Here is a 24267-nt window from a genome sequence, read left to right as displayed (position 1 = left end):
CGCCGGCTGCCGGGCCACGGCGCGCACCGGGAGGTCGCCGAGGGCGAAGGCGCCCCGCCAGGAAGCGCCGTGTCCGGTCTTGGTCGATCGTGGCGGCAGCGAGGACCGCACTCGCTGCCGGGTCAGCCGGGCCGGGACAGGGCCGAGCCCGCCGTCGTGGCACCGCGGTCACGGCCGGCGTCCTGAGCGCAGCTCTGTGGATGTACCCCTCTACGATCTGCTCACCGAACGCCGGAGGGGGAACACCGTATGCACATCGAGCCGTTGACCACGCCGTCCGGCACGGCGGCCGAGGAGCCCGGGCGCCGGGTCACCACCCTGGAACTCTTCTTCGACCTGGTCTTCGTCTTCACCCTCACCCAGCTCACCGTGCTGCTCGCGCACGACCTGTCCTTCGCTACGGCCGGCCGGGTGGCGCTCATCCTCGTCGTGCTGTTCTGGATGTACGGCGCCTACGCCTACCTCACCAACCAGGTGCCGCCCGACCGCCCCTCCCGGCGGCTGCTGCTGATGCTCGGCATGGCCGCGTTCCTGGTGTGCGCGCTGGCCATCCCCCGGGTCTTCGAGGACACCGGTGTGCTCTTCGGTCTCGGTTTTCTGCTGGTGGTGGCCGTCCACACGGCCCTGTACACCCGCGGCCACGGCTGGGACTCCATCTGGTACGGCGTCCCCAACGCGCTCGCGGCCCTGTCCGTGACCGCCGCCGGGATCGTCGACGGGCTTGCGGCGGACGGTTTGTGGCTGCTCGCGATCACCCTGCAGTTCGTGACGCCGCTGGTGGCCGAGCACGGGCCGGGCCACCGGGACGGGCGCAGTGCGGCGACGCTGCGGATGCAGCTTGGCGCGCTCGACCCGGCGCACTTCGTGGAGCGGCACGGGCTGCTGCTGATCATCGCCTTCGGCGAGTCCGTGATCTCCATCGGGGTCGGCATCGGTGATCTGCCGCTCACACCGGGGCTGTTCTCTGGCGCGTTCCTCGCGCTGGCCCTGTCGGTCGCGCTGTGGTGGACGTACTTCGTACGGGACGAGGAGGCGGCCGAGGCCGCGTTCCGGGCGACACCGCCGCCGGCCCGCTGGAGACTGGCGATGAACGCGTACTACTACGCCTTCGTTCCGATGCTGCTCGGCATCGCGTACCTCGCGGCCGGCATCAAGAAGACCCTCGGCCATCTGACCGAACACCCGCAGCCGGGGCCTGCGTTGGCGCTCGCGGGCGGGGTGGCGCTGTTCCTCGCGGGCGACGCGGCCTTCCGTACGGCTCTTCGACTGCGGCCGGTTCGCCACCGCGCGGCCGGTGCCGTCCTCGCCCTGGCCACCGCCGGGGCCGGCGTCCGTATGCCGGCCTACGGCGAACTCCTGCTGCTGGTCTGCGTGTTGGCGGGGATGCTGGCGGTGGAAGCCCGGTCCTGCGTCACGGCGACGCCGGACGCCGGTCCGTCCGGGACGTGACAGCGTCCGGTCAGGTCTCGGTGCGGTGGCGGTACGAGTGCCGGGTGTGCTCGGTGTGCTCGCGCATCAGCCGGCCGGCCCGCTCCGCGTCCCCGTCCCTGATCGCGAACACCAGGTCCGAGTGTTCGCTCCAGGAAGTGCCGCCGCGCAGCCGGGCCACGGGGGTGTAGTACCAGCGGACGCGCCGGTCGACCTGGGCGGCCAGCTCCGCGAGCACCGCATTGCCGGCCAGCTCCATGACCTTGGCGTGGAAGGCCGTGTTGAGCGCCACGGCACGGGTCACGTCGTCGGCGGCGACCGCCGTCCGGCCCTCCTTCACGATGTCGAAGAGGGCCTCGACCCCCTCCTCGCCGGCGTTGAGGGCCGCCAGCCGGGCCGCCTCCGCCTCCAACAGGGTGCGGACCGTGAGCAGCTGGTCGGCCTCCTCCTGGGTCGGCTCGTGCACGAAGGCGCCCTGCGCGGGCCGCAGATCGACCCAGCCCTCGGTGTTGAGCCGCTGCAACGCCTCGCGTACCGGCTGCCGGGAGACACCGAGGTACCCGGCGAGTTCGCTCTCGACCAGATGCTGGCCGGGTTGCAGGGCGCGGGTGGTGATGAGTTCCAGCAGCGCCTCGTAGACGCGCTCGCGCAGCGGTCCGGGACGTTCCAGCTTCGGCATCGACCCCTGCGGTAGTCCGGTCGACAACATCGCGGTCCCCCTCCTGGGCAGCGCTGGCGCGTGAACCCTGGACGCTCGGTATCGATGAGCTCGATATCGTGTCTTTTGTCTGCAGTCTACGGTGTACAACATCCGGGCTGCCGGTATACAGAATCCCGCCGTGTGCACCGGCTGCGCCCGCTCACGGGCAGCGTACGACCTGCCCGGCGTACGAGAGATTGCCGCCGAAGCCGAACAGCAGCACCGGGTCGCCGGTGCTGAGCGCTCCCTGCTCGATCAGCTTGGAGAAGGCGAGCGGGACACTGGCCGCCGAGGTGTTGCCGGATTCGGTGACATCGCGGGCGACCACCGCGTTGACGGCACCGAGCTTCTCCGCCAGCGGTTCGATGATGCGCAGGTTCGCCTGGTGCAGGACGACGCCCGCTAGGTCCGCCGGGGCCACGCCGGCCTTCTCACAGGCGCGCTGCGCGATGGCCGGCAGCTGGGTGGTGGCCCAGCGGTAGACGCTCTGTCCCTCCTGCGCGAACCGCGGTGGTGTGCCCTCGATCCGTACCGCGTGCCCCATCTCCGGCACCGACCCCCACAGCACCGGCCCGATCCCCGGCTGCTGCCCCGGCGCGCAGGCCTCGACCACGGCGGCTCCGGCGCCGTCGCCGACGAGGACACAGGTGCTGCGGTCGCTCCAGTCGGTGACGTCGGACATCTTGTCGGCGCCGATGACCAGCGCCCGGCGAGACGCGCCGGCCCGGACGGTGTGGTCCGCCGTGGCCAGCGCGTGGGTGAACCCGGCGCACACCACGTTGACGTCCATCGCGGCCGGCTGCGGGATGCCGAGCCGGGCCGCGACCCGGGCGGCGGTGTTCGGGGAACGGTCGATCGCCGTCGAGGTGGCGACCAGGACCAGGTCGATGTCGCCGGGGGTGAGACCGGCGGCGGCGAGGGCCTTGGCTGCGGCGTGCGCGGCCAGCTCGTCGACCGGCTCGTCGGGACCGGCGATGTGCCGGGTCCTGATGCCGACCCGGCTGCGGATCCACTCGTCGCTCGTGTCTACCAGGCCCGCGAGGTCCTCGTTGGTGAGCACCCGGGCGGGCTGGTAGTGACCGATGGCGGCGATGCGCGAGCCGTTCATGGCGGGGGTCCCTCGTTTCCGTCGTAGCGGGATGCACCAGTCTGATCAGTGACTGGCGAGTACGACGGCAGGTGAAGCCACAGGAATCGGGCGCCCGCGTTGTCGGCTTCGCTCAGGCCCTCGGACGCCCGAGCACTCACCCCGTGAACAGCTGGGTCGCCTTGTGTACGAGTTCGTGGATCCCGTATGCGAGGGGTGCTCCGACCCACAACGAGGCGAGGGTGATCAGGCCCCGCCGGCTAGGCGGGCTGCTGTCGCTGGGCATCTGCGGCCTCCCTCGAGGCGGGGACGTGATGGCGGGTGTGGACGGGGCGGACGAGTTCGTTGGCGACGAAGCCGACGACGAGCAGGCCGATCATGATGCCGAACGACAGCCCGTACAGCGACGGGCCGTGTTTGCCGGCCTCCTTCTGCCGGTCGGCGACTCGGCCTGTGTACTGCGAGCGCAACCTCACGGTCCATGTGCAGGACAATGAGATCGTGAGGGTCACCTCACCGCACGACAACCTGGTGACCCACGGCAATCTCTGCATCAAGGGCCGTTTCGGCTACCAGCACGTACAGAACCGGGGCTGATCAGGACATGGGACGAGTCACGGAACGACGCAAGGTCCTCCGCATCCGGGACGGGGCGGTCTCCACCCGGCCGGACACGCTCGTCGCCGAGGAACCCCTGGAGATCCGGCTGAACGGCAAGCCGCTCGCGATCACCATGCGCACACCGGGCGACGACTTCGCGCTGGCGGCGGGGTTCCTGGTGAGCGAGGGTGTACTGGCGACTGCATACGATCTGCAGAACATCGTCTACTGTGCGGGGGCGACCGTGGACGGCTCAAACACCTACAACGTCGTCGACGTGAAGACCGCACCGGGTGTCGCTCTGCCGGACTTCACGCTGGAGCGGAACGTCTACACGTCCTCCTCGTGCGGCCTGTGCGGCAAGGCCAGCCTGGACGCCGTCCGTACGACCGCGCGCTTTCCGATCGCCGATACTCCCCCGCTGCGGGTCACCCCGGAGTTGCTGGCGAGTCTTCCGGAGCGGCTGCGGGCGGCCCAGCGGGTGTTCGACCGTACCGGAGGCCTGCACGCGGCAGCGCTGTTCACCGAGGGCGGGGAGCTGCTGGACATACGCGAGGACGTGGGCCGCCACAACGCGGTGGACAAGCTGGTCGGGCGGGCCCTGCAGAACGGCGACCTGCCGCTGTCGCGGACGATCCTGCTCGTCTCCGGGAGGGCCTCGTTCGAGCTGGCGCAGAAGGCCGTGATGGCGGGCATCCCCATGCTAGCGGCGGTGTCGGCGCCGTCATCGCTGGCGGTGGACCTGGCCGCCGAGACGGGGCTGACCCTGGTGGGTTTCCTGCGGGGCAGCTCGATGAACGTATACGCGGGCGAGGACCGCATCGCCCTGCGGGAGGCGACCGCCCAGCGCTGAGGCACTCCCCGCGGCACGGCGACGGGCCCCGGCCGACGGGGAACGCCCCCTGCGCCGGCGGGCCCCCTCAGCCGGGGGCTGCGCCGCTACGACGAACGCCGCGATCAGGGGTGAACGGGGGCCGACCTTCAGGCGAGGAAGGCCTGATCGGGTTCGGCATCCGGCACGGGCACGGCACGTATGCGCGGCCCGTTCGAGGCGGCGCCGGTTCCCGTCAGTCAGAGTCTGCAACTGACATACGCTGCCGATGAGTTGATGTCCGGCTTCGGTGATGTCGGGGGCGATCCGGCCGGGCGTCGTGGACGCGGGCGGCGCGCCGGTCTGGGCGGTCAGGTGGACCTGAGGCGACCAAGTCGAGGTCGTAGCCGAGGTCGGCGGCGGCCCGGGCGGTGGACTCTACTGCGAGGTTGGTGGAGATGCCGCCGAACACCAGGGTGGTGACGCGGCGTTCGCGCAGCCGCTTATCCGGGCCGGTGCCCTGGAAGGCGCCGATGGTCCGCTTGGCCACCTCCACAGGTCGCCGTGCCCCGCGAGGCCGGGGACGAGGGCACTGCGGGCGGCTGTTCGGCGACCGAGGGCGTTCGACCCGGACGAGGACGGCAGGTGCTCCAGCGGCGCGAAAGGTGTGCGCCAACTCCTCGGCGGCGCCAAGCGCTTCGGTGCCTTTGCGGGGCTCCAGGGGCAGCGGGACGTCGCGTTCCACCAGGTCGACGAGGATCGGGGCGGTGCGCTGCGGATCGGGCAGCACATGAGCCGCGGTCATGACGAAACGTCAGCCGCGGTCAGCCGCCCGTGCCGGAAATCCGGATCAACAGCCCCATGAACTGGTCGCGTTCGGCGGCCGACAGCGGGGCGAGCAACTCGTCGTTGGCAGCGCGGGCCGCCTTCTCGCAGCGGGCGAGGAGGCGGGCACCGTCGCTGGTGAGGGACACGGCGTTCTTGCGCCGGTCCTTGAGGTCGGGGGCGCGGACGACATGGCCGGCGGACTGCAGGTCATTGAGCACGCCGACCAGGTCCTTGGGGTCCAGGCCCACGCTGCGGCCGAGGTCGGCCTGGGCGACCGGCTGGAGGTCGCGGACGGCGGAGAGGACCACGTGGTGCCACATCTTCTGACCCTCGGCCGCGAGGGCGTCGGCGACCAGGGCACGCCCCCGGCCGGCGACGCGGCCGAGGAGCCAGCTGGGCAGGGAGCGGATCGCGGGCAGGGGTGCTTCGGCCATGTGGGCAGCGTATACCGAGAACCGTTGGACGCCCCCACGAATCTCCGCTACCGTTGGGGCTCCCAACAAATTCATGGGTGTTACCAACGATCGATGTGCCGGATTACCGGCCTGGAGGTATGTGTGATGCGTCGCGTCCGATACGAGTCCACCGGCGGCCCGCTGTTCCTCGAGGAGACCTCCGTCCCCGAACCCGGTCCCGGCGAGCTGCTGGTGCGCTGCGCGGCCGTCGGCGTCACCCTGCCCGTGGTGCGGAAGGTCACCGAGGCCGCCGAGCCGATCCCGCTCGGTGGGGAGATCGCCGGCGAGGTGGTGGCGGCCGGCGAGGGCGTGACCCGATACCGGCCGGGCGACCGGGTGACCGGGCTGTGCTTCGGACACGGATACGCCGACTTCGCCCTGCTGCACGAGGCCATGGCCTCCCCGATACCGGACGGCGCGGACGCCGTGGACGCGATCGCGCTCGTGCGCAGCGGCCTGGTGGCGTTCGGGGCACTGGAAGCGGCGCGCCCGGTGCCGGGCGAGGCGGTGCTCGTCACGGCGGCGGCGAGCGGGGTCGGGCACCTCGCCGTGCAGCTGGCGCGGGCGCGGGGTGCGGGGCGGGTGGTGGGGGCGGTATCCGACCCGGGCAAGGCGGACTTCGTCCGCTCGCTCGGCGCGGACGACTGTATTCAGTATGGCGACGACAGTTGGGGGGATCCCGTCGACTGTGTCCTGGATGCCGTCGGCGGTGACCTGCTCACTCCCGCCCTCGCCGCCCTGGCTCCGCACGGCCGCCTCGTCGCCTACAGCTCCGGCGGTGGCACCCTTCGGGCGTATGACCTGCTGGTGGGCGCCAAGTCGGTGATCGGATTCCAGATGGCTCTGATCGCCCGCGGCCGGCCGGACGTGTACGAGCAGTGGCGCAAGGAGCTGTGGCGGCTGTTCGCCGAGGGCGCCCTGAAGCCCGCCGTGCACGCCGAGTTCGCGCTGGAGGACGCGGCGAAGGCGCACGAGGTGATCGAGCGGCGGGCCAACCTCGGCAAGGTCGTGCTGCGCCCGTAGTCCCTTCGCGCGCACCCCTTGTGCTGCACGCTTCTTGTGGGGCGGTCTGGCCCCAACTACCTTCGATGGGGCGCACGTTGGACATGGGATGTCCGGATGTCCAGATGCCCGGCCGACGAAGGGCAGGTCCCACCATGCCGTCAGGTCTACGCGCCCGCCTCAGAGCCGCACTCGCCGTCGCCGTCACCACGGCGGCGGTCCTCGCAGCGTTCCTCCCCGGCACCACGGCCCACGCCCAACCGGGCGCCGCAACGGCCGAGTTCCAGCAGCAGATTCTCTTCAAGGCCGCCCAGGACCCCGGCTACGCCTGTTTCCGCATCCCGGCGATCGTGCGGACGACGGACGGCACCCTGCTGGCGTTCGCCGAGGGCCGGGTCCTCAACTGCGGTGATGCCGCCGACATCGACATCGTGCTCAAGCGCTCCGCCGACGGCGGCCGCACCTGGGGCCCGCTGCAGGTGGTCAGCGAGGGCGCCGGTGACACGCACGGCAATCCGGCGCCGGTCGTGGACCGCGAAACGGGCCGGATCTGGCTTGCGGAGACGTACAACACGGGCCGCACCGACAGCTCCAGCTGCTCTATCCCCTGCGACCGCACCCCGCATCTGCAGTACAGCGACGACGACGGCCGGAGCTGGTCCGTGCCGCGCGATCTGAGTCCGGAGATCCTGCCCGCCGACTGGAACTCCTGGTACGCGACCGGGCCGGTGCACGGCATCCAGCTCACCCGGGGGAGGTACGCGGGCCGGCTGGTCTTCGGGGTCAACACCGAGACCTGGGACGGCAGCCGGGTCACCGCCAACCACGCGGCGCTGATCGTGAGCGACGACCACGGCGGCCACTGGCGGATCGGCGCCACGGACACCTGGCCCATCGCCGACGACGGCACCTTCCGGCAGAAGCCGTCCGAACTGGCCCTCGCCGAGCGCGCCGACGGCTCGATCCTGGTCAGCGGCCGGGAGCAGGACGGCACCGACCTCGGCCACCGCACCCAGGCCGTCAGCCGCGACGGCGGTAGCAGCTTCACCGCCCCCTTCCACGACCTGCCCGACCTGTACGCCCCGCAGGTCCAGGGTTCCCTGCTGCGCCTGGGCGACCGGCTGCTGCTCGCCTGCCCCGCCGACCCCGACCGGCGGCGGACGATGATGATCCGCTCCTCCTACGACGGCGGCCGGACCTGGGACAGCGTGGACCGCGGCACGGTCGTGACCACCGACTGGTCCGGCTACTCGGACCTGGTCCGCGCCGACGGGGACACGGTGGGCCTGATCTACGAGGGCGGGGCGGTGGACGCGCGCGACGAGATCCGCTTCGCCCGCTTCACCGAGGACTGGCTCGCCCCGCGCCGCGGCCCCGACCCGGTCACCGCCGACCGGGCCCCGCACGCCCGCCCGGCGGCGGTGCTCGGCGGCGCGGAGGAGACGGACGGGGTCTTCGGCGGGGCGCTGGAGTTCGACGGCACCGACGACGCCGTACGCCTGCCGTTCCGCAGCGGGCTGCCCCTGGGGGCCAAGGACTTCACGGTGTCCCTGTGGTTCCGGTACACAGCCACGACCGGCGAGCAGCCGCTGCTGTGGATGGGCGGGGCCGGCACCACCCAGCCGCAGGTGTGGGTGCGCGGCGAGCCGGCGAACCACCGGATCCAGGGGCTGATCACGGTGCGGGACGGGGCGATCGCGCCGCAGACTGTCTACGTTCGTACGGATACTGCATACAACGACGGCCAGTGGCATCACCTGGCGTTGCGCCGGGGCGGAGGGCGGCTGTCGTTGTTCGTCGACGGTATGCAGTCGTCCGTCGACGACATACCGGGGACGGTCAGCCGTAACTCCCCCTTCGGTGTGCACATCGGTCAGCGCATGGACAGCCGGGCCTTCTTCACCGGCGCGATCGACGAGGTGCACGTCTGGGGCCGGGCGCTCACCGACGAGGAGCTGTCGGATCCGAAGGCGCTCAGGTCAGCGAAGGACACGGTCCTGTGGCTGCCCCTGGACCGCGTCCGCGGCTGACGCGCCCGGAGCGTCCGGGGCGTCCGGGGCGTCCGGGGCGTCCTCCGGATCCCGGGCGCGCCGCTTGGCGATGACCGCGCACACCATCAGCTGCATCTGGTGGAACAGCATCAGCGGCAGCACGGCGAGGGAGGCCTGCGCCCCGAACAGGACGCCGGCCATGGGGAGACCGGAGGCCAGGGATTTCTTAGAGCCCGCGAACTGGATGGCGATGCGGTCCTCGCGGCCGAAGCCGAGCGCCCGGGCGCCGTACCAGGTCAGCAGCAGCATGACGGCGAGCAGGACGGCCTCGACGGCGAGCAGCGCGCCCAGCCGTGCCGGGCTGACCTGGTGCCAGATGCCGCGGGCTATGCCCTCGCTGAAGGCGGTGTAGACGACCAGCAGGATCGAGCCGCGGTCGACCAGGCCGAGCACCTTCTTGTGCCGGGCCACGAAGCCTCCGATCCAGCGCCGCAGCACCTGCCCGGCGAGGAACGGCACCAGCAGCTGCAGCACGATCTTGATCAGTGAGTCGGCGGAGAACCCGCCCCCGCTGTTGCCGAGCAGTCCGGCCGCGAGCAGCGGGGTGACCACTATGCCGATGAGTGAGGAGAAGGACCCGGCGCAGATCGCCGCCGGTACGTTTCCGCGGGCGATCGAGGTGAACGCGATGGACGACTGGATCGTGGACGGCACCAGCGTCAGGAACAGCAGCCCCTGGTAGAGCGGCTGGGTCAGCAGTCCCGGCACCAGTGCCCGCGCGGCCAGCCCGAACCCGGGGAAGAGGATGAAGGTGCAGGCCAGCACGGTGGCATGGAGCCGCCAGTGGCGCAGTCCGTCCAGTGCCTCCCGGGTGGAGAGCCGGGCGCCGTAAAGGAAGAAGAGGAAGGCGATCGCGGCCGTCGACGCGCCCGAGGCCACGTCGGAGGCGGCGCCCCGGGCCGGCAGGAGCGCGGCGAGGCCCACCGTCCCGAGCAGCAGGACGATGTACGGGTCGATCGGCATCCAACGCGGCGGGCGCAGGCGTTTCACAGTGCTCCGATTGCTGTACGGGGTCGGTACTGGGGTGTCGCTTTCCGGGCCCGCAGGGCCTCCTCCATCGTCCCCCTCTCCACGCCGATCGGGAATCCCGCACACCACTCTGACTGTCATCATGAAATGGGATAACGCCGTAGCCTGGAGGTGTGTACGACCCGGCGCAGCTGCGCACTTTTCTCTCCGTGGCCCAGACGCTCAGCTTCACTCAGGCCGCGCGCCGGCTGGGGCTGCGCCAGTCCACGGTCAGCCAGCATGTGCGCCGGCTGGAGGACGCGGCCGGGCGGCAGCTGTTCACCCGGGACACCCATTCGGTGGAGCTGACCGAGGACGGCGAGGCGATGCTGGGCTTCGCCCGGCGGATCCTGCAGGTGCACGAGCAGGCCACGGCGTTCTTCACCGGCACCCGGGTGCGGGGCCGGCTGCGGTTCGGGGCGTCGGAGGACTTCGTGCTCACCAGGCTGCCGGAGATCCTGGAGGGCTTCCGCCGCGACCATCCCGAGGTCGACCTTGAGCTGACGGTGGAGTTGTCGGGCACCCTCCACGAGCAGCTGGCCGCCGGGAAGCTCGACCTGGTGCTGGCCAAGCGGCGCCCGGAGGATCCCGGTGGCGCGCTGGTCTGGCGCGACGACCTGGTGTGGATCGGCGCCGAGCGGCTGCGCCTGGACGCCGACCGGCCCGTGCCGCTGATCGTGTATCCGCCGCCCGGCATCACCCGGGCCCGTGCGCTGGAGGTGCTGGAGCGCGAGGGCCGGGCGTGGCGGATCGTGTGCACCAGCGGCAGCCTCAACGGGCTGATCGCGGCGGCACGTGCCGGGCTCGGGGTGATGGCCCACTCCCGGCGCCTGACGCCGCCCGGCCTGTTCCGGCTGCCGGAGCGGTCCGGCCTGCCCGGCCTGGGCAAGGTCGACTTCGTGCTCGTCCACGGCCGCCGAAGGGGCGCGGCGGAGGGGGCCGCGAACGCGCTGGCGGCGGCGGTGCTGGCGGGTGGGGAACGCCTCAGCCGGCGGGGCGGCTGAGGTCCGTCGCCCGAGGTCGGTCAGCGGGGCATCGGGTAGGTGAGTTCTTGACCTGGCGCAGCAAGGGCGTGGTCTCCACGTGCTGGACGCCGGCCAGGCCGCCGAGGGAGCCGCTGAGGTAGGTGTACAGACCGGCAGTGCTGCGGAACAGCGCGGTGCAGGGTCTCGGCGCGGCGGCGATGTTCGCGACGACCCTGCCGCTGCTGGGCTCGGTCTACCAGGGGCGGCAGCGGTCGGCGGCGCTCGGCGTGTGGGGCGCGGTCAGCGGTGGGGCAGCGGCGGTCGGGCCGGTGCTCGGCGGGCTGCTCACCGAGGGGCCGGGCTGGCGGTGGATCTTCTTCGTGAACCTTCCGGTGAGCGTGCTGGAGGTGTGGCTGACGCTGCGGGTGGTCCCGGAGTCGCGCGGGGCGCGCGGGATGAGCGTCGACTGGGCGGGTACGGCGGCGTTCGCGGTGTTCGCGGGCGGTGCGACGTCGCGGTGGTGCGTGCCGGTGAGGACGGCTGGACGGCGGCGACGCTGACGGCGTTCGCGGTGGCGGCGCTGGCGCTGGCGGTGTTCGTGCTGGTGGAGCGGCGGGTGGCGCATCCGCTGCTGGATCTGTCGCTGCTGCGCCGGCCGGCGTTCGTCGGTGTGATGGTGGGCTCGTTCGCCTTCAACGGGGTGGCGTTCGGCGGGATCCCCTATCTGTCGCTGTGGATGCAGACTCTGCTGGGCCTCACTCCGGTGCGCGGCGGGCTGACGCTGCTGCCGATGACGGTGGTGTCGATGCTGGTGGCGGTGCGGTGGGGCGGCTGCTGCATGGGGTGCCGGCCTGGCTGACGGTCGCCGGCGGGCTGCTGCTGATCGCCTCGGGCACGCTGTGCCAGGCGGTGCTGGACGCGGGCTCCGGCTGGACGGCGCTGGTGCCCGGGTTCGTGCTGGTGGGGGCCGGCACCGGTTCGTCGTACCGACCGTGTCGGGGGCGGCGCTCGCCGCGGTGCCGCCGGAGCGGGCCGGGATGGCGGGGGGCGCGGTGACACGGTCCGGCAGCTCGGGTACGCGCTGGGCGTGGCCGTCTTCGGCACCGTGCTCACCTCCCGGATGGCCGGCGCGCTGCCGGGCGGCGCGGCCCACGCCCTGGCCGGGGGCGGAGCCGGTGCGCTGCGCGGCGGCTTCCCGGAGCACACGCTGCGCGCCGCGTTCGCTTCGGGCCTGAACGGCGCGCTGGTGATGGCGGGGGTGGCCGGCATGGCTGCGGGCGTGCTGGTGCTGCTGCTGGTGCGAAGGGGCCGGCCGGTGCCGCGGAAGCCGTCCGGCGTGCAGCCGCAGCAAGTGGTACCGGTCCACCGGTGACCCCGCCCGGCCCGGCCGAGGGCGGTACTCGCAGCCGCTCTCGCGCGGGCGCGTCCGCCGGACCGGACGGTGCCCCGTGTGCAGTGATGGGTACGGTATGCACGGTAATCGCCGCGTACAGATTCGGTGGAGATTACGGCACCGAAACTTACTGACCCGTCAGTATCGTGTCCGGCCCTTCCCCATGTGCGGGCATTTTCCGGTCACCCGTGGGGAGAAACGTGAGGTTTGCTCGGTTTCCTACCCCCTCCCGCCCGGTGACGGGGTGGGGTAGCTTTCACCGCGCTGTGCCGCGTATCACGGGCGTGACCAAGCAGCGAGGATCGGGGAGCGAGGTTTGCGCGAGTTCACCAACCCGCCGCTCACGTCGGCGCCGCCGGTGGGCGGTCTGGCCGATGTGGTCTTCGAGCATGCCCGGACGGATCCCGCACACATCGCCCTCGGCCGCAAGGACGCCTCCGGGCAGTGGCGGGAGGTGACCTCCGGCGAGTTCCGCGACGAGGTCCTGGCCCTCGCCAAGGGCCTGCTCGCGCGCGGCATCCGCTTCGGCGACCGCGTCGCGATCATGTCCCGCACCCGCTACGAGTGGACCCTGTTCGACTTCGCGCTGTGGTCGATCGGCGCCCGGGTGGTGCCGGTCTACCCCACGTCCTCGGCCGAGCAGTGCTTCTGGATGCTCTACGACGCCGAGGTGTCCGCGGCGATCGTGGAGCACGAGGACCACGCGATGACCATCGCCACCGTCATCGACCGCCTCCCGCAGCTGCGCCAGCTGTGGCAGCTGGACGCGGGCTGTGTGCAGGAGCTGTACGACGCCGGGGCGCACCTGGACGACGAGCTGGTCGACCGGCACCGGCAGGCGGTCACCCCGGAGTCGGTCGCCACCATCATCTACACCTCCGGCACCACCGGCCGCCCCAAGGGCTGTGTCCTTACGCACGCCAACTTCATGTACGAGGCGGACACCATGATCCAGCGGTGGCAGCCGGTGTTCCACACCAAGAAGGACGACGAGGCCTCCACCCTGCTGTTCCTGCCGCTCGCGCATGTCTTCGGGCGAATGGTGGAGGTCGCCGCGATCCGCGGCCGGGTCCGCTTCGGGCACCAGCCGCAGCTGAACGCCGCCGCCCTCCTGCCCGACCTGCAGGCCTTCAGGCCGACCTTCATCCTCGCGGTGCCGTACATCTTCGAGAAGGTGTTCAACGCGGCCCGCCGGAAGGCGGAGAAGGAAGGCAGGTCCGGGCCGTTCGAGAAGGCCGTCGACATCGCGGTGAAGTACGCGGAGGCCGTGGAGGCCAAGGCGTGGGGCACCGGGCCCGGCCCGTCGGCGGGGCTGCGCATGCAGCACCAGCTGTTCGACAAGCTCGTGTACGCCAAGGTCCGCGCGGCGATGGGCGGTCGTATACGGAATGCGATGTCCGGTGGTTCGGCGATGGACCGCCGGCTGGGGCTGTTCTTCGCGGGCGCCGGCGTGCAGATCTACGAGGGCTACGGTCTGACCGAGTCGACGGCCGCGGCCACCGCCAACCCGCCCGAGCGCACCCGCTACGGCACCGTCGGCCAGGCCATCCCCGGCGTGACCGTGCACATCGCCGACGACGGCGAGATCTGGCTGCACGGCGGCAACGTCTTCCAGGGCTACCTCAACAACCCGAAGGCCACCGACGAGACCCTGCACGAGGGCTGGCTGGCCACCGGCGACCTCGGCTCCCTCGACGAGGACGGCTATCTGACCATCACCGGCCGCAAGAAGGAGATCCTGGTGACCTCCGGCGGCAAGAGCGTCTCCCCCGGTGTGCTGGAGGAGCGGGTCCGCGAGCATCCGCTGGTCAACCAGTGCATCGTCGTCGGCAACGACCGCCCCTACATCGCCGCCCTGGTCACCCTGGACCAGGAGGCCGTGGAGCACTGGCTGCAGATGCGCGGGAAGCCGCGGATGACCCCGGCCGAGCTGGTGTGCGACCCGGACCTGGAGACGGAGGTGCGGCGGGCGGTGGTCGCCGCCAACACCCTCGTCTCGCAGGCCGAGTCCATCCGCACCTTCCGCATCCTCGCGCAGCCGTTCACCGAGGAACACGGCCTGCTCACCCCGTCGCTGAAGCTGAAGCGGAAGGCGATCGAGAAGGCGTACGGCAACGAGGTCGAGGCCCTCTACCGGACCTGACCCGGTGCGCGGTCAGGAATGCGTCGCGGGGCGTGATCGTTGACGATGGAAGTACCACCTGTCGACAACCGAAGGATCAAGAAGCTCGTGAGCAGCAAGGTCCCTCCGATCATCCTCAACAACGGCGTCGAGATGCCCCAGCTGGGCTACGGCGTCTGGCAGGTGCCGGACGACGAGGCCGAGCAGGCCGTCGCCACGGCACTGGAGGCCGGGTACCGCAGCATCGACACAGCGGCGATCTACGGCAACGAAAAGGGCACCGGCAAGGCCATCGCCGCCTCCGGTCTGCCCCGCGACGACATCTTCGTCACCACCAAGGTCTGGAACAGCGACCAGGGGTACGACTCCACGCTGCGCGCCTTCGACGCGTCGCTGGAGAAGCTGGGTCTCGACTACGTCGACCTGTATCTGATCCACTGGCCGCTGCCCTCCCGCGGTGCCTACATCGACACCTACAAGGCGTTCGAGAAGCTGCTCGGCGACGGCCGGGTCCGCGCCATCGGCGTGTCCAACTTCCTTCCCGAGTACCTGCGGCGGCTGATCTCCGAGACCTCGGTCGTCCCGGCGGTCAACCAGATCGAGCTGCATCCGCATCTGCAGCAGCACGCCGCCCGCGCGTTCCACGCCGAGCAGGGCATCGCGACCGAGGCCTGGTCGCCGCTCGGCCAGGGCAAGGGCCTGCTGGAGGTCCCGGCGATCGTCGCCATCGCGCAGAAGCACGGGCGTACGCCGGCGCAGGTCGTGCTGCGCTGGCATATCCAGCTCGGCAATGTCGTGATCCCGAAGTCCGTGACGCCGTCCCGGATCAAGGAGAACATCGAGGTCTTCGGCTTCAGCCTGGACGACGAGGACCTCGCGGCGATCAGCGCGCTCAACGAGGACCGGCGGCTGGGCCCCGACCCGGCCACCTTCGACATGGCCTGACCCCCCGCGCGCCACGGCCGTCCACGCCGCCTGCCCGGCGGCACGGGCGGCCGTCCGCGTTCCGGGGACCGGGGCCGCCGCGTGCCATGTCACCGGCCGGGGGCCGTGCGAGCACACTCGCGACAAGGACCGGGAGACGGCGGCCCGGGTCAACAGGCCGCGTGCTTCCGGATGCGCCCGCGCGCCGCGCGGCCACTGCGACCGTGCCGACCCCGGCCCTCGCGGCTGCGCCGCCCTCACAACGCCGACCCTCACCCGCACAGCGCCCCGCCCACCCCGCTCGGCGGCGCGCTCCGCCGTTCAGTCGCCCCGTACGTCCGCGTGCAGGACCTCGAACTCCTCCAGGGCGATCACCGTGGCGTGCGCCTTGGCCGTGCCCTCGCGGCGGATCGCGGCCTGACGGGCGCGGGCAGCGGCGAGTGAGGCGCGGTCGGTGAAGAGGACGCCGGTCATGCCACGGCCGCGTTCGCGGTCCAGGAAGAGGGCCGCCCCGGCGAATCCCGGCAGTGTCTCCAGCCGGGGCAGCACGCCGGCGTGGAAGGTGTCGGCGGCGAGGTCCGCGTCCGCCGGTTCGAACGCGAGCCGGGTGAGCCGCAGGCCGCCGCCGGAGAGGGTCCGTTGCCCGGCGTGGAAGACGGCGGCCTCGTAGTTCTCGACCGCGACGGTGTCGGCGAAGGGCTGCAGCAGCTCCGGCCGCCGCGCGCTCATCACCTCGTCGCTGACGCGCCGCGCGTCCGCGGACTCCCACCAGCTGACCGTGAGCAGTTTGCCGAGGTCACGGTCGACGAAGACGCCCGCTCCCCGGTAGCCGGGGCGCTCCTCCAGCAGGTCGTGCCCGCGGGTGTTCAGGGCCCGGACGGCCGTGTCCAGCTGCGCCGGATCGCCGGTCGCGTACACCGTGCGTACGAACATGCGCCTCGCCTCCCGGGGCCGTGACCGTGTCGGCCGCCAGTGGCCGACCTGTCCGCACTGGCCGTTTTCTTCAGTCTTGCCATGGTCACAAATCACCGCAATACGCGAGGGTTTCACCGGTTCGCCCCGGCGGAGTTGACGAGGACATGCATACAGGCCCACGGTGAATGGCATTCCATAAGGAAACTTTCCTAACAGAAGGGCTTCCCGCTGTGCGCCTTCGAACCCTGCCCCTCGCCGCGGCCTCGGCAGCCGCGCTGCTCACCGCCGGAGTCCTTCCGGCGCACGCCTCCGCCCGCTCCGCGGCGCGCTCCGCCCCGCGCCGCGCCCAGGAGGGCTCGGTCAGTGCGGCCGACCTGCTCGCCAAGGTGACGTCCTGTTCACAGATATCGAACGGCATGTACAAGACGGACGACGAGACATCGGCCACCGTCCCCGTGTGCGGCAAGAACGGCGCGGTGTTCTGGAAGGCCGACATGGACGTCGACTGCGACGGCCAGCGCACCGCCTACTGCAACGAGGACCACGACCCCTGGTACCAGGACGACACCGCCTTCCACCAGTCCGACGGCAAGCCGCTGAAGGCGGAGTCGCTGCCGTACGTCGTGGTCCCCGGCTCCAGCAGCATCTGGAACTACGCCGGCGCCGGCATCAAGGGCGGCGGAGTGGTCGCGGTCATCTACCGCGACAAGGTGGAGTACGCCGTCGTCGGCGACACCGGCCCCACGCAGCTCATCGGCGAGGCGTCGTACGCCACCGCCAAGGCCCTCGGCATCGACCCCGACCCGGCCCACGGCGGCGTCGACTCGGGCGTGACCTACATCCTGTTCAAGAACTCCAAGGTCTCCCCCATCGAGAGCCACGGCGCCGCGGCCTCCCTCGGGGACCAGCTGGCCAAACAGTTCCTCGCCGCCGGCTGACGACCCGCGTACGCCCGTCGAGCCGACCCGGCGGGCGTACGACCACGGCGTTGACGTCGTCAGACGGGCCGTACCGCCCGGTGCACCGTGTGGGCCGCCAGTACGAACACGTCGGGACGCCGGTGAGCGCTGCCGGGATCGGCGGGGTCGAGGAGACGGTCGAGGGTGGCGAGGTCGCCGGCGTCCAGGACGTCGGCGCTGACCTCCCGGGCCCGGGCCAGGGCGGCGACGACGAAGGCCCGGGCCCGGTCCGGGACGGGGGCGGGCACGTCGAGGAGGAAGCTGCGGGTGCCCGTGTGCTTCAGGCCCGCCGCGGCCAGCAGGGCGGCCCAGTCCTCCGTCTCGGCGACCGCGCCGGGCAACTCGGCGCGCATCCGGGCGAAGCGGTCCTCCTGGGCCGCGTCGATGCGGGCCTGCAGCCCGGGACGGCCGAAGCCGATGTCGCGGGGCAGGTAGCGGGCGGGCAGGCCGCCCTCCAGGACGGCCAGCGTGCCACCGGGCGCGAGCCGGGCGGCGAACGCGGCGAGCGCGGCCTTCTGGTCGCCGAGGTGGTGCAGGCTGCGGCCGGCCCACAGCAGGTCCGCCGGATAGTCCAACTCGGCCAGAACTGCGGGCAGTTCACCGGCGATGGTGCCGAAGCGGTCGGCGACGCCCTGGCGGGCGGCGCGGGCGCGGGCGCGCTCCAGCAGGGGCGCGGAGCCATCGACGGCCACCACCCGCGCGCCGGGGAACGTCTCCGCGATCAGGCAGGCGACGACCCCGGGTCCGCTGCCCACGTCCACGACCAGACCGGGCTCGGTCACTTCCTTCGCCAGCCAGGCCAGGGCCCGGGCGTACGCCGGACCGAACACCTCGGCCTCCGCCTCCAGCAGCGCCGCCATGGCGGCCCAGTCGGTGTCGCCCCCGTGGCCGTGGGCGTGGCCGTGCTGTCGGCGGGGGATGTGGTGGTCGTGTGCCATGGTGGTCAGCCTCTCGCTCGGGTGCGGCCAGCCTGCGACAGCGCACGGGGGCGGTGCCACCTTCCTTGCCGATGCCGCAAAAAATGCTCCGGTGCCGCAAGAAACTCGGATGCACGGGAGCCGGCCGGGCGGCCAGCATGGACCCGTGGACGACGGCCTTGTGACACGCTTCCTCACCGACGGCTTCGTGAAGATCGAAGGTGCCTTCCCCCCGCGCGTCGCCGCGGACTGCGCCCGGCTGCTGTGGCGGGAGACGGGGTACGCCCCGGACGACCCGAGCACCTGGAAGGAGCCGGTGGTCCGGCTGGGCGGCATGGCGCAGGGGCCGTTCGCGGCAGCCGCCAACTCCCCCGTACTGCACGAGGCGTTCGACCTGCTCGTCGGAGAGGGCCGGTGGGAGCCGCGGTATTCGCTGGGCACCTTCCCACTGCGGTTCCCGCACCCGGTCGAGCCGGACGACGCGGGCTGGCACATCGAAGGCAGCTATCTGCCCGAGGGCGAGCAGTGGTACTTCACCAACCTGCGCTCCAGGGACCGCGCGCTGCTGATGCTGTTCCTGTTCAGCGAGGTCACCGAGGCGGACGCGCCGACCCGGATCCGGACCGGCTCACACCTGGACGTGCCCCCGCTGCTGGAACCCTACGGCGAGGCCGGGGTGTCGGGCCTGGAGATCGCGCCGCAGCTCGTGCAGGCCTCGGCGCACCGCCCGCTCGCGTACGCCACCGGCCACCCCGGCGACGTCTACCTCTGTCATCCCTTCCTGGTGCACGCGGCCCAGCCGCACCACGGCACCCGGCCCCGCTTCATGGCGCAGCCGCCGCTGGATCCGGCGGTGCCGTACGAGCTGGACCGGACCGACGGGGCGTACTCGCCGGTGGAGCAGGCGATCCGCCGGGGCCTCGGCCGCTGACGGTCAGGGCCCCGGCGGACGTTCACCGCGCCGGAGTCACGACAGCGGCGGGTGGGCGTTCCCCATCAGCTGCTGGAACTGGGCGGAGAACCAGTGCCCGGCCAGCGGCGCGTTCGGCAGGGCACCGGACATGTTGTTGTTCCGGGCGTTGCCCGTGTACGTCGGGTCGCACATCCGGTCGAAGATCGAGACCTACCTCAAGGGCGGCGCCGCACCCGTCTTCACCTACCACCGCTTCTGGGCCCAGGCGGACATCGCCCTGGCCATGGGCTCGTACGCGGAGCTCCTCGAATCGTCCCCGCCGGTGCTCCGCGCGTACGGCTCCGGCGCCGGTCGACGGGGTCACACAAGAACCGGGCGCTCCCCACCCGCACAGGGGGACCGCCCGGTCGTCACGTCATGCCTGCTCGCGCTCGGAAGGACCCCCACCATGCGCAGACCGTGTTCTCCCGGCCGTGCTCGCCGTCGCTCACGGGGAAGGCGCCGCTCCCGCCCCTCAGCCCGCCACCGGTTTGCGGTAGGCGCGCAGCGCGAACACCGGGTCGGGCCGGGGGCGGTCCTGGTCCGGCAGGCGGGTCAGGCGGGTGGCGAAGTCCGCCGTTCGGGGATCACCCGGTGGCAGCAGGGTGAACCAGCCGCGGCGCAGGTCGGCGACGGTGGTGCGGGGGCTGCGGCCCTGGCCGATGCCGGGGAACACGGTGTCGCCGGCCGGCCGCAGCCCGTGCCGGACGGCGTGCGCGGTGACGGCGGCGGCGGCGTCCCGGGCGGGGCGGTGCGGGCGGGAGGCGAGGACGGCGTCGATGTCGCTGCCGACGTCGTGCGCCGCGGCCTTGTCGACGGTCGTGACGTACACCCCGCCGGGGCGCAGCACGCGGGCGCACTCGGCGACGATGGCCCGGACGTCCTCGGGGTCCGCCATCAGGTGCAGCAGCCAGATGCTGGTGACCGCGTGGAAGGTGCCGGTGCCGAAGGGCAGGCGGCGGCTGTCGGCCCGTACCACCGCACCCGGCAGCCGGGCGCCCGCCATGCGGACCATGGCGGGGGCGAGGTCCGCGCCCGTCACCCGTAGCGCGGGGCGGCCGGCGGCCAGCCGGCGGGTGACTGTGCCGGTGCCGCAGGCGATGTCGAGGAGACGGCCGGGGCCGTCGGGGATCAGGCCGAGGATCGCCTCGGTGGCCGCTGCGGCGCGGGCCTCGCCGCCCCGGGACGCGTCGTAGGCGTCCGCTTCTTGGTCGTAGTCGAGCACGCCCTCAGTGTGCGCCGTGGCCTGGGGCGATGTCCTCCACCCTGCGGGCGAGACCGAAGTCCTTCGCGGTGACGGCACCGCCCGCGCTGTGGGTGTGCACGCTGAGGGAGACGGTGTTGTAGCCGAGGCCGAGGTCGGAGTGGTGGTCCAGCTCGTCCTGGACGGCGGCGATGTGCATGACCAGCGCCGCCGCCGCGACATGCGAGGCGAGGCGGTAGGAGCGGGTGAGCCGGCCGGACTCCACCGACCAGCCGGGCAGTTCGGCGAGCCGGTCCTCGATCTCCTTCTGCGACAGCGGTTCGACGGCCATGGCCGGGGCTCCCTTCGGGGCGGCGGGAAGGAGGGGTACGCAATCAGCCTGCCACGCCGGCCGCGCGCGTACTCCGCCCGCGTCGGCCGCCTGCGCACGCCCTCCCCTGGTTCGGTCCTGCGCACACTCCCCCGCATGAGCCGCCCGCACACTCCGCCACGCCGGCCGGCCGCGCACTGCTCACATCAGCCGCGCGCGCACTCCGCGGCGAGGTCGTCGGCGAGTGCGGCGATCCTGGCCCGGCCCTCCACCTGGGCCACCCAGGTGTGCGGCAGGCCGGTGTCGCCGTGCCGGGCGCCCAGCAGGTTGCCGCAGATCGAGCCGGTGGAGTCGCTGTCGCCCGAGTGGTTGACGGCCAGCAGCAGGGCGCGTACGGCGACGGGCTCGGCGAGCGCGCAGTAGACGCCGATGGCGAGGGCCTCCTCGGCGACCCAGCCCGCGCCGAGGGACTCCACCTTCTCGGCCGTCGGTGCCCCGTCGGCGGCGAGTTCGAGGGCGGCGCGCAGGGCGGCCGTCGTCTCGGTGTGACCGCGGTGCCGTTCCAGCAGCCGCAGCGTGCGCAGCACCGCGCCCTCCAGGGAGTCCCCGGCGACCAGGTGGGCCACGATCGCGGCGAGGGCACCCGCCGCGTAGTAGCCGGTGGGGTGGCCGTGGGTGATCTGGGCACCGCGCGCGGCCATCGCGAAGGCGGCGTCGGCGGAGGCGGCCAGGCCGAAGGGGGCCGAGCGCATCATCGTGCCGCAGCCCTTGGAGTCGGGGTTGACCTCGCCCGGTGTGCCGTCGAGTGGCAGCGCGGGGTCGGGCGCGTACATCTGGGCGACGCCGGACAGGCAGGCGTTGCCCGGGGCGCGGCGGGCGTACAGCCAGGCCTCGGTGACCAGGCCGCCGGCCGGGACGCCGGGATACGACGGTGCCGGCTGCCCCGGGCCGGGCTGCGGCGGTGCCGACAGCGGCGCACCCGGCTGCGGCGATCCGGACAGCAGCGGACCTGGCTGCGGCGGGCCCGGCTGCGGCGGGCCCGGCTTGGACTGGGTCTCCAGCCAGCGCTCGTACGCCTGGCGCAGCAGCAGCGGCCAGGCGCCGCCGATGCCCTTCTCGCGTTCCCGGGCGTGCGCCTGGATGAGGGCCTCGACGGTGAACAGGGTCATCTGTGTGTCGTCGCTGATCAGGCCGACGGCGCCCTGCGCGCCGGGCACGAGACCGGTGACGCCGTGCCGGCCGTGCGAGGCGCGGATGCGGTCCAGGGAGGCGAACTCCACGGGGTAGCCGAGCGCGTCACCGAGTGCGCCGCCGAGGAGACAGCCGCGGACCCGGGCCCGGTACACGGCCGCGGTCTGAAGGGACGCCAGGGGGGACGAGATCCGCCACGGCTTCGACCACGGTTCGTTCATGGGTGGCTCCGCAACTCCTCGACTACGGTCGGACGTATGACCATTGTCGCTGCCGGCCCCGCCGCGTCCGCCACCGCCCCAGCCGCCCCGGTCGCCTCCGCCGTTTCAGCCGCTTCCGGCGTTTCAGCCGCTTCCGGCGTTTCAGCCGCTTCCGCCGCTTCCGCCGCTTCCGGCAAGGGCGTCGGCCCGCTGCTGCGCGCCTGGCGGGAGCGGCGCCGGATCTCCCAGCTGGAGCTGGCGCTGCGCGCCGACTCCTCGGCCCGGCACATCAGTTTCATCGAGACCGGCCGGTCGAGGCCGAGCGAGGAGATGGTGCTGCGGCTCGCCGAGCATCTGGACGTGCCGGTGCGCGAGCGCAACTCCCTGCTGCTGGCGGCCGGTTACGCCCCGTGCTATCCGGAGACCCCGCTGGACGACCCCGCGCTCGACGCGTTGCGCGACGGCATGGAGCGCCTGATCCAGGGCTACGAGCCCTACCCGGCGCTGGTGGTCGACGCCGGTTACACGGTCGTCGCCGCGAACCGGGGCATCGCGATGCTGCTGGAGGGCGTGCCGGAGAAGCTGCTGAGTCCGGCGCCGAACGCCATGCGGCTGACCCTGCACCCAGAGGGGCTGGCGCCGCGCATCCGCAATCTGCGCGAGTGGCGCGGGCATCTGCTGGCGCAGATGGAGCGGCAGATCGCCCTGGAGCGCTCGGAGCGGCTGCGCACCCTGTACGAGGAGGTGGCAGCCTACCCGGTGCCGCAGGAGGACGCGCCGGCCGGCGAGGCGGAGGAGCCCGTCGCGTACTTCGCGCTGCCGCTGCGCATCCAACTCGGCGGCCGGATCCTGTCGTTCGTGTCGTCGATCTCGACGTTCAACACGCCGATGGACGTCACGGTCGCGGAACTCGCCATCGAGACGTTCCTGCCGGCGGACCCGGCGACCGCCAAGTACCTGCACTCCCTGGCTGGTTGACGCCGACCCCGCCGCCCGGATCCTCCTCGGACCGGTGTGCGGGCGCGGATCGCATGGCAGACTGCCCGGGTACTTCGGCGCGTAAGGGGAGGGCGTGGCGTGAGTGAGCGGCGGGCTGCGCCCACCGTGGGCCAGGTGGTCCTCGGCAAGCGGTTGCAGGAGCTGCGGGAGGCGGCGGGCCTGGGCCGCGAGGAGGCCGCCCGGGTGCTCCGGGTGGCGCCCGCGACCGTACGGCGGATGGAGATGGCCGAGGTCGCGCTGAAGATCCCTTACGTGCAGGTGCTGCTGGACACCTACGGGGTGGCCGAGGAGGAGGCGGCCGCGTTCGTGCGGCTGGCCGAGGAGGCGAACGAGCCGGGCTGGTGGCAGCGGTTCCACGACGTGCTCCCGGACTGGTTCAGCCTGTACGTCAGTCTGGAGGGCGCCGCCCGGATCATCCGCTCCTACGAGCCGCACTTCGTCCCCGGACTGCTGCAGACCGAGGACTACGCGCGGGCGGTGCTGCAGGCCGGGACGATCGGGCAGACCTCTCCGCAGACCGTGGAACGGCATGTGTCGCTGCGCATGGAACGGCAGCGGCTGCTGGAGCGGGACGACCCGCCGCACCTGTGGGTGATCATGGACGAGACGGTGCTCAGGCGTCCAGTGAGCACGCGCGGCGAGGTGATGCGCACGCAGCTGGACCGGCTGCTGGAGTACGCCGAGCGGGACCGGGTCACCCTGCAGCTCGCCGAGTTCGCGGCGGGCCCGCATCCGGGGACGTACGCGCCGTTCACGCTGTTCCGGTTCGCCGAACCGGAGCTGCCGGACATGGTGTTCACCGAGTACCTGACCGGCGCCCTCTACCTGGACGCCCGCCGTGAGGTCGCCGCGCATCTGGAGGTCCTGGACCACATGACGGCGCGGGCGGCGTCGGCACAGCGCACCCGGACCCTCCTGCGGGAGTTCCGCAGGAGCCTGTGACGTCCCTCAGACCCAATGACGTCTCCTCCGGACCAGCCCCCCGCACCGGCCGATCCAGCTGGACCAGGCCGCACGCGGTGATCGGCATGATGCTGATCGCGTTCCTGCCGTGCAGCCGCCTGGTGCATACAGTCAGCGCGCCGGTGCCGTATCTGTTCCGGCTGTATACCGTCTGCCGTATCTGTTACGGCTGTAAATCGTCTGCTGTAAATCGTCTGCTGTAAATCGTCTGCCGTATATCGACAGCTGCATATCGTCTACCGCACGCGAAATGCACGGCGGTTGGACCCGCGGCCGGAGCGGC

At 72.2% G+C, this 24267-nt stretch carries 23 protein-coding genes and 4 pseudogenes; 15 read left to right on the top strand and 12 right to left on the bottom strand.

The genetic code is table 11. The features are described from left to right. Positions 1 to 249: 249 nt before the first annotated feature. A complete protein-coding gene (locus ABZ624_RS05040) occupies positions 250 to 1449 on the top strand; it encodes a low temperature requirement protein A (protein WP_360082702.1) in 1200 nt (399 codons plus the stop codon). A gap of 10 nt (positions 1450 to 1459) precedes the next feature. On the opposite strand, the gene ABZ624_RS05035 is transcribed toward ABZ624_RS05040, so the two are convergent. From ABZ624_RS05035 to ABZ624_RS05025, 3 genes and pseudogenes are all read right to left on the bottom strand, one after another. Then, on the bottom strand, positions 1460 to 2137 hold the full coding sequence (locus ABZ624_RS05035) for a GntR family transcriptional regulator (RefSeq protein WP_360082700.1): 678 nt from the start codon (positions 2135 to 2137) through the stop codon (positions 1460 to 1462). 151 nt (positions 2138 to 2288) lie between these two features. Next, a complete protein-coding gene (locus ABZ624_RS05030) occupies positions 2289 to 3236 on the bottom strand; it encodes a beta-ketoacyl-ACP synthase III (RefSeq protein ID WP_360082698.1) in 948 nt (315 codons plus the stop codon). Positions 3237 to 3475: 239 nt separating this feature from the next. Next, a pseudogene (locus tag ABZ624_RS05025) lies at positions 3476 to 3661 on the bottom strand (MFS transporter); the annotation flags it as partial. A 22-nt stretch (positions 3662 to 3683) separates the two neighbouring features. On the opposite strand from ABZ624_RS05025, the pseudogene ABZ624_RS05020 reads away from it, so the two are divergent. Continuing rightward, positions 3684 to 3812 (top strand): annotated as a pseudogene (locus tag ABZ624_RS05020) (Fe-S-binding domain-containing protein); the annotation flags it as partial. A 7-nt stretch (positions 3813 to 3819) separates the two neighbouring features. After that, positions 3820 to 4668, top strand: a complete 849-nt coding sequence (gene fdhD, locus ABZ624_RS05015) for a formate dehydrogenase accessory sulfurtransferase FdhD (protein WP_360082696.1) — start codon at positions 3820 to 3822, stop codon at positions 4666 to 4668. A 214-nt stretch (positions 4669 to 4882) separates the two neighbouring features. Here the strand turns inward: fdhD and ABZ624_RS05010 are convergent, their stop codons facing one another. Further along, the gene (locus tag ABZ624_RS05010; protein WP_360082694.1) at positions 4883 to 5431 is read right to left on the bottom strand and encodes an isochorismatase family protein; all 549 of its coding nucleotides are present in this window, start codon (positions 5429 to 5431) and stop codon (positions 4883 to 4885) included. Positions 5432 to 5450: 19 nt separating this feature from the next. After that, positions 5451 to 5888 (bottom strand): MarR family transcriptional regulator, encoded by a 438-nt coding sequence (locus ABZ624_RS05005; protein ID WP_360082692.1) that lies wholly within the window; start codon positions 5886 to 5888, stop codon positions 5451 to 5453. Positions 5889 to 6014: 126 nt separating this feature from the next. Between ABZ624_RS05005 and ABZ624_RS05000 the strand changes: the two genes are divergently transcribed. Then, entirely contained in the window at positions 6015 to 6932 is a 918-nt protein-coding gene (locus tag ABZ624_RS05000) for a zinc-binding dehydrogenase (protein WP_360082690.1), read from the top strand. 134 nt (positions 6933 to 7066) lie between these two features. Beyond that, complete coding sequence (locus ABZ624_RS04995) at positions 7067 to 8941, top strand: sialidase family protein (protein ID WP_360082688.1); 1875 nt, start codon at positions 7067 to 7069, stop codon at positions 8939 to 8941. Here the strand turns inward: ABZ624_RS04995 and ABZ624_RS04990 are convergent. Further along, positions 8891 to 9925, bottom strand: a complete 1035-nt coding sequence (locus tag ABZ624_RS04990; RefSeq protein WP_360082686.1) for a bile acid:sodium symporter family protein — start codon at positions 9923 to 9925, stop codon at positions 8891 to 8893. The two genes, ABZ624_RS04995 and ABZ624_RS04990, sit on opposite strands and share 51 nt — an antisense overlap. 179 nt (positions 9926 to 10104) lie before the next feature. Between ABZ624_RS04990 and ABZ624_RS04985 the strand changes: the two genes are divergently transcribed. The 4 genes and pseudogenes from ABZ624_RS04985 (at position 10105) to ABZ624_RS04970 (ending at position 15395) form a co-directional block, all read left to right on the top strand. Then, positions 10105 to 10974 (top strand): LysR substrate-binding domain-containing protein, encoded by an 870-nt coding sequence (locus ABZ624_RS04985; protein WP_360082684.1) that lies wholly within the window; start codon positions 10105 to 10107, stop codon positions 10972 to 10974. A gap of 152 nt (positions 10975 to 11126) precedes the next feature. After that, positions 11127 to 12307: pseudogene (locus tag ABZ624_RS04980) on the top strand (MFS transporter); the annotation flags it as partial. A 337-nt stretch (positions 12308 to 12644) separates the two neighbouring features. After that, on the top strand, positions 12645 to 14471 hold the full coding sequence (locus tag ABZ624_RS04975; protein ID WP_360082682.1) for an AMP-dependent synthetase/ligase: 1827 nt from the start codon (positions 12645 to 12647) through the stop codon (positions 14469 to 14471). 87 nt (positions 14472 to 14558) lie between these two features. Further along, the gene (locus ABZ624_RS04970; protein ID WP_360082680.1) at positions 14559 to 15395 is read left to right on the top strand and encodes an aldo/keto reductase; all 837 of its coding nucleotides are present in this window, start codon (positions 14559 to 14561) and stop codon (positions 15393 to 15395) included. A gap of 300 nt (positions 15396 to 15695) precedes the next feature. Here the strand turns inward: ABZ624_RS04970 and ABZ624_RS04965 are convergent, their stop codons facing one another. Next, entirely contained in the window at positions 15696 to 16307 is a 612-nt protein-coding gene (locus tag ABZ624_RS04965) for a hypothetical protein (protein WP_360082678.1), read from the bottom strand. Between the two features lie 212 nt (positions 16308 to 16519). Here ABZ624_RS04965 and ABZ624_RS04960 point away from each other — a divergent pair, with 212 nt between their 5' ends. After that, a complete protein-coding gene (locus ABZ624_RS04960; protein WP_360082676.1) occupies positions 16520 to 17227 on the top strand; it encodes a glycoside hydrolase family 75 protein in 708 nt (235 codons plus the stop codon). 59 nt (positions 17228 to 17286) lie between these two features. Here the strand turns inward: ABZ624_RS04960 and ABZ624_RS04955 are convergent, their stop codons facing one another. Continuing rightward, the gene (locus ABZ624_RS04955; RefSeq protein WP_360082674.1) at positions 17287 to 18186 is read right to left on the bottom strand and encodes a class I SAM-dependent methyltransferase; all 900 of its coding nucleotides are present in this window, start codon (positions 18184 to 18186) and stop codon (positions 17287 to 17289) included. A gap of 145 nt (positions 18187 to 18331) precedes the next feature. On the opposite strand from ABZ624_RS04955, the gene ABZ624_RS04950 reads away from it, so the two are divergent. After that, positions 18332 to 19096, top strand: coding sequence for a phytanoyl-CoA dioxygenase family protein (locus ABZ624_RS04950; RefSeq protein WP_360082672.1), 765 nt, complete (start codon positions 18332 to 18334; stop codon positions 19094 to 19096). 36 nt (positions 19097 to 19132) lie between these two features. Here ABZ624_RS04950 and ABZ624_RS04945 read toward each other — a convergent pair whose 3' ends face one another. Next, complete coding sequence (locus ABZ624_RS04945) at positions 19133 to 19270, bottom strand: hypothetical protein (RefSeq protein WP_360082670.1); 138 nt, start codon at positions 19268 to 19270, stop codon at positions 19133 to 19135. Between ABZ624_RS04945 and ABZ624_RS04940 the strand changes: the two are divergent. Beyond that, positions 19251 to 19331: pseudogene (locus ABZ624_RS04940) on the top strand (hypothetical protein); the annotation flags it as partial. The gene ABZ624_RS04945 and the pseudogene ABZ624_RS04940 overlap by 20 nt on opposite strands. Positions 19332 to 19592: 261 nt before the next feature. Here the strand turns inward: ABZ624_RS04940 and ABZ624_RS04935 are convergent. The 3 genes from ABZ624_RS04935 to ABZ624_RS04925 all read right to left on the bottom strand — a co-directional run bounded on the left by ABZ624_RS04935 (position 19593) and on the right by ABZ624_RS04925 (position 22043). After that, positions 19593 to 20342 carry a class I SAM-dependent methyltransferase gene (locus tag ABZ624_RS04935; protein ID WP_360082668.1) on the bottom strand — a complete coding sequence of 250 codons (750 nt, stop codon included), beginning with the start codon at positions 20340 to 20342 and terminating at the stop codon, positions 19593 to 19595. Between the two features lie 4 nt (positions 20343 to 20346). Continuing rightward, positions 20347 to 20652: a 4a-hydroxytetrahydrobiopterin dehydratase gene (locus ABZ624_RS04930; protein ID WP_360082666.1), complete on the bottom strand. Its 306-nt coding sequence runs from the start codon at positions 20650 to 20652 to the stop codon at positions 20347 to 20349. Positions 20653 to 20837: 185 nt separating this feature from the next. After that, positions 20838 to 22043, bottom strand: a complete 1206-nt coding sequence (locus ABZ624_RS04925) for an ADP-ribosylglycohydrolase family protein (RefSeq protein ID WP_360082664.1) — start codon at positions 22041 to 22043, stop codon at positions 20838 to 20840. A 36-nt stretch (positions 22044 to 22079) separates the two neighbouring features. Between ABZ624_RS04925 and ABZ624_RS04920 the strand changes: the two genes are divergently transcribed. The 3 genes from ABZ624_RS04920 to ABZ624_RS04910 all read left to right on the top strand — a co-directional run bounded on the left by ABZ624_RS04920 (position 22080) and on the right by ABZ624_RS04910 (position 24187). After that, positions 22080 to 23000 (top strand): helix-turn-helix transcriptional regulator, encoded by a 921-nt coding sequence (locus ABZ624_RS04920; protein WP_360082662.1) that lies wholly within the window; start codon positions 22080 to 22082, stop codon positions 22998 to 23000. Positions 23001 to 23099: 99 nt separating this feature from the next. Further along, positions 23100 to 23963 (top strand): helix-turn-helix transcriptional regulator, encoded by an 864-nt coding sequence (locus tag ABZ624_RS04915; protein WP_360082660.1) that lies wholly within the window; start codon positions 23100 to 23102, stop codon positions 23961 to 23963. A gap of 86 nt (positions 23964 to 24049) precedes the next feature. After that, positions 24050 to 24187 (top strand): respiratory nitrate reductase subunit gamma, encoded by a 138-nt coding sequence (locus ABZ624_RS04910; protein WP_360083199.1) that lies wholly within the window; start codon positions 24050 to 24052, stop codon positions 24185 to 24187. Positions 24188 to 24267: the final 80 nt, after the last annotated feature.

Origin of the sequence: Streptomyces sp. NPDC007205, assembly GCF_040634095.1 — a bacterium.
In the GTDB taxonomy this organism is placed as follows: domain Bacteria; phylum Actinomycetota; class Actinomycetes; order Streptomycetales; family Streptomycetaceae; genus Streptomyces.
The sequence above is the reverse complement of the archived record's forward strand: the minus strand, read 5'-3'. Positions and strand labels throughout refer to the sequence as shown.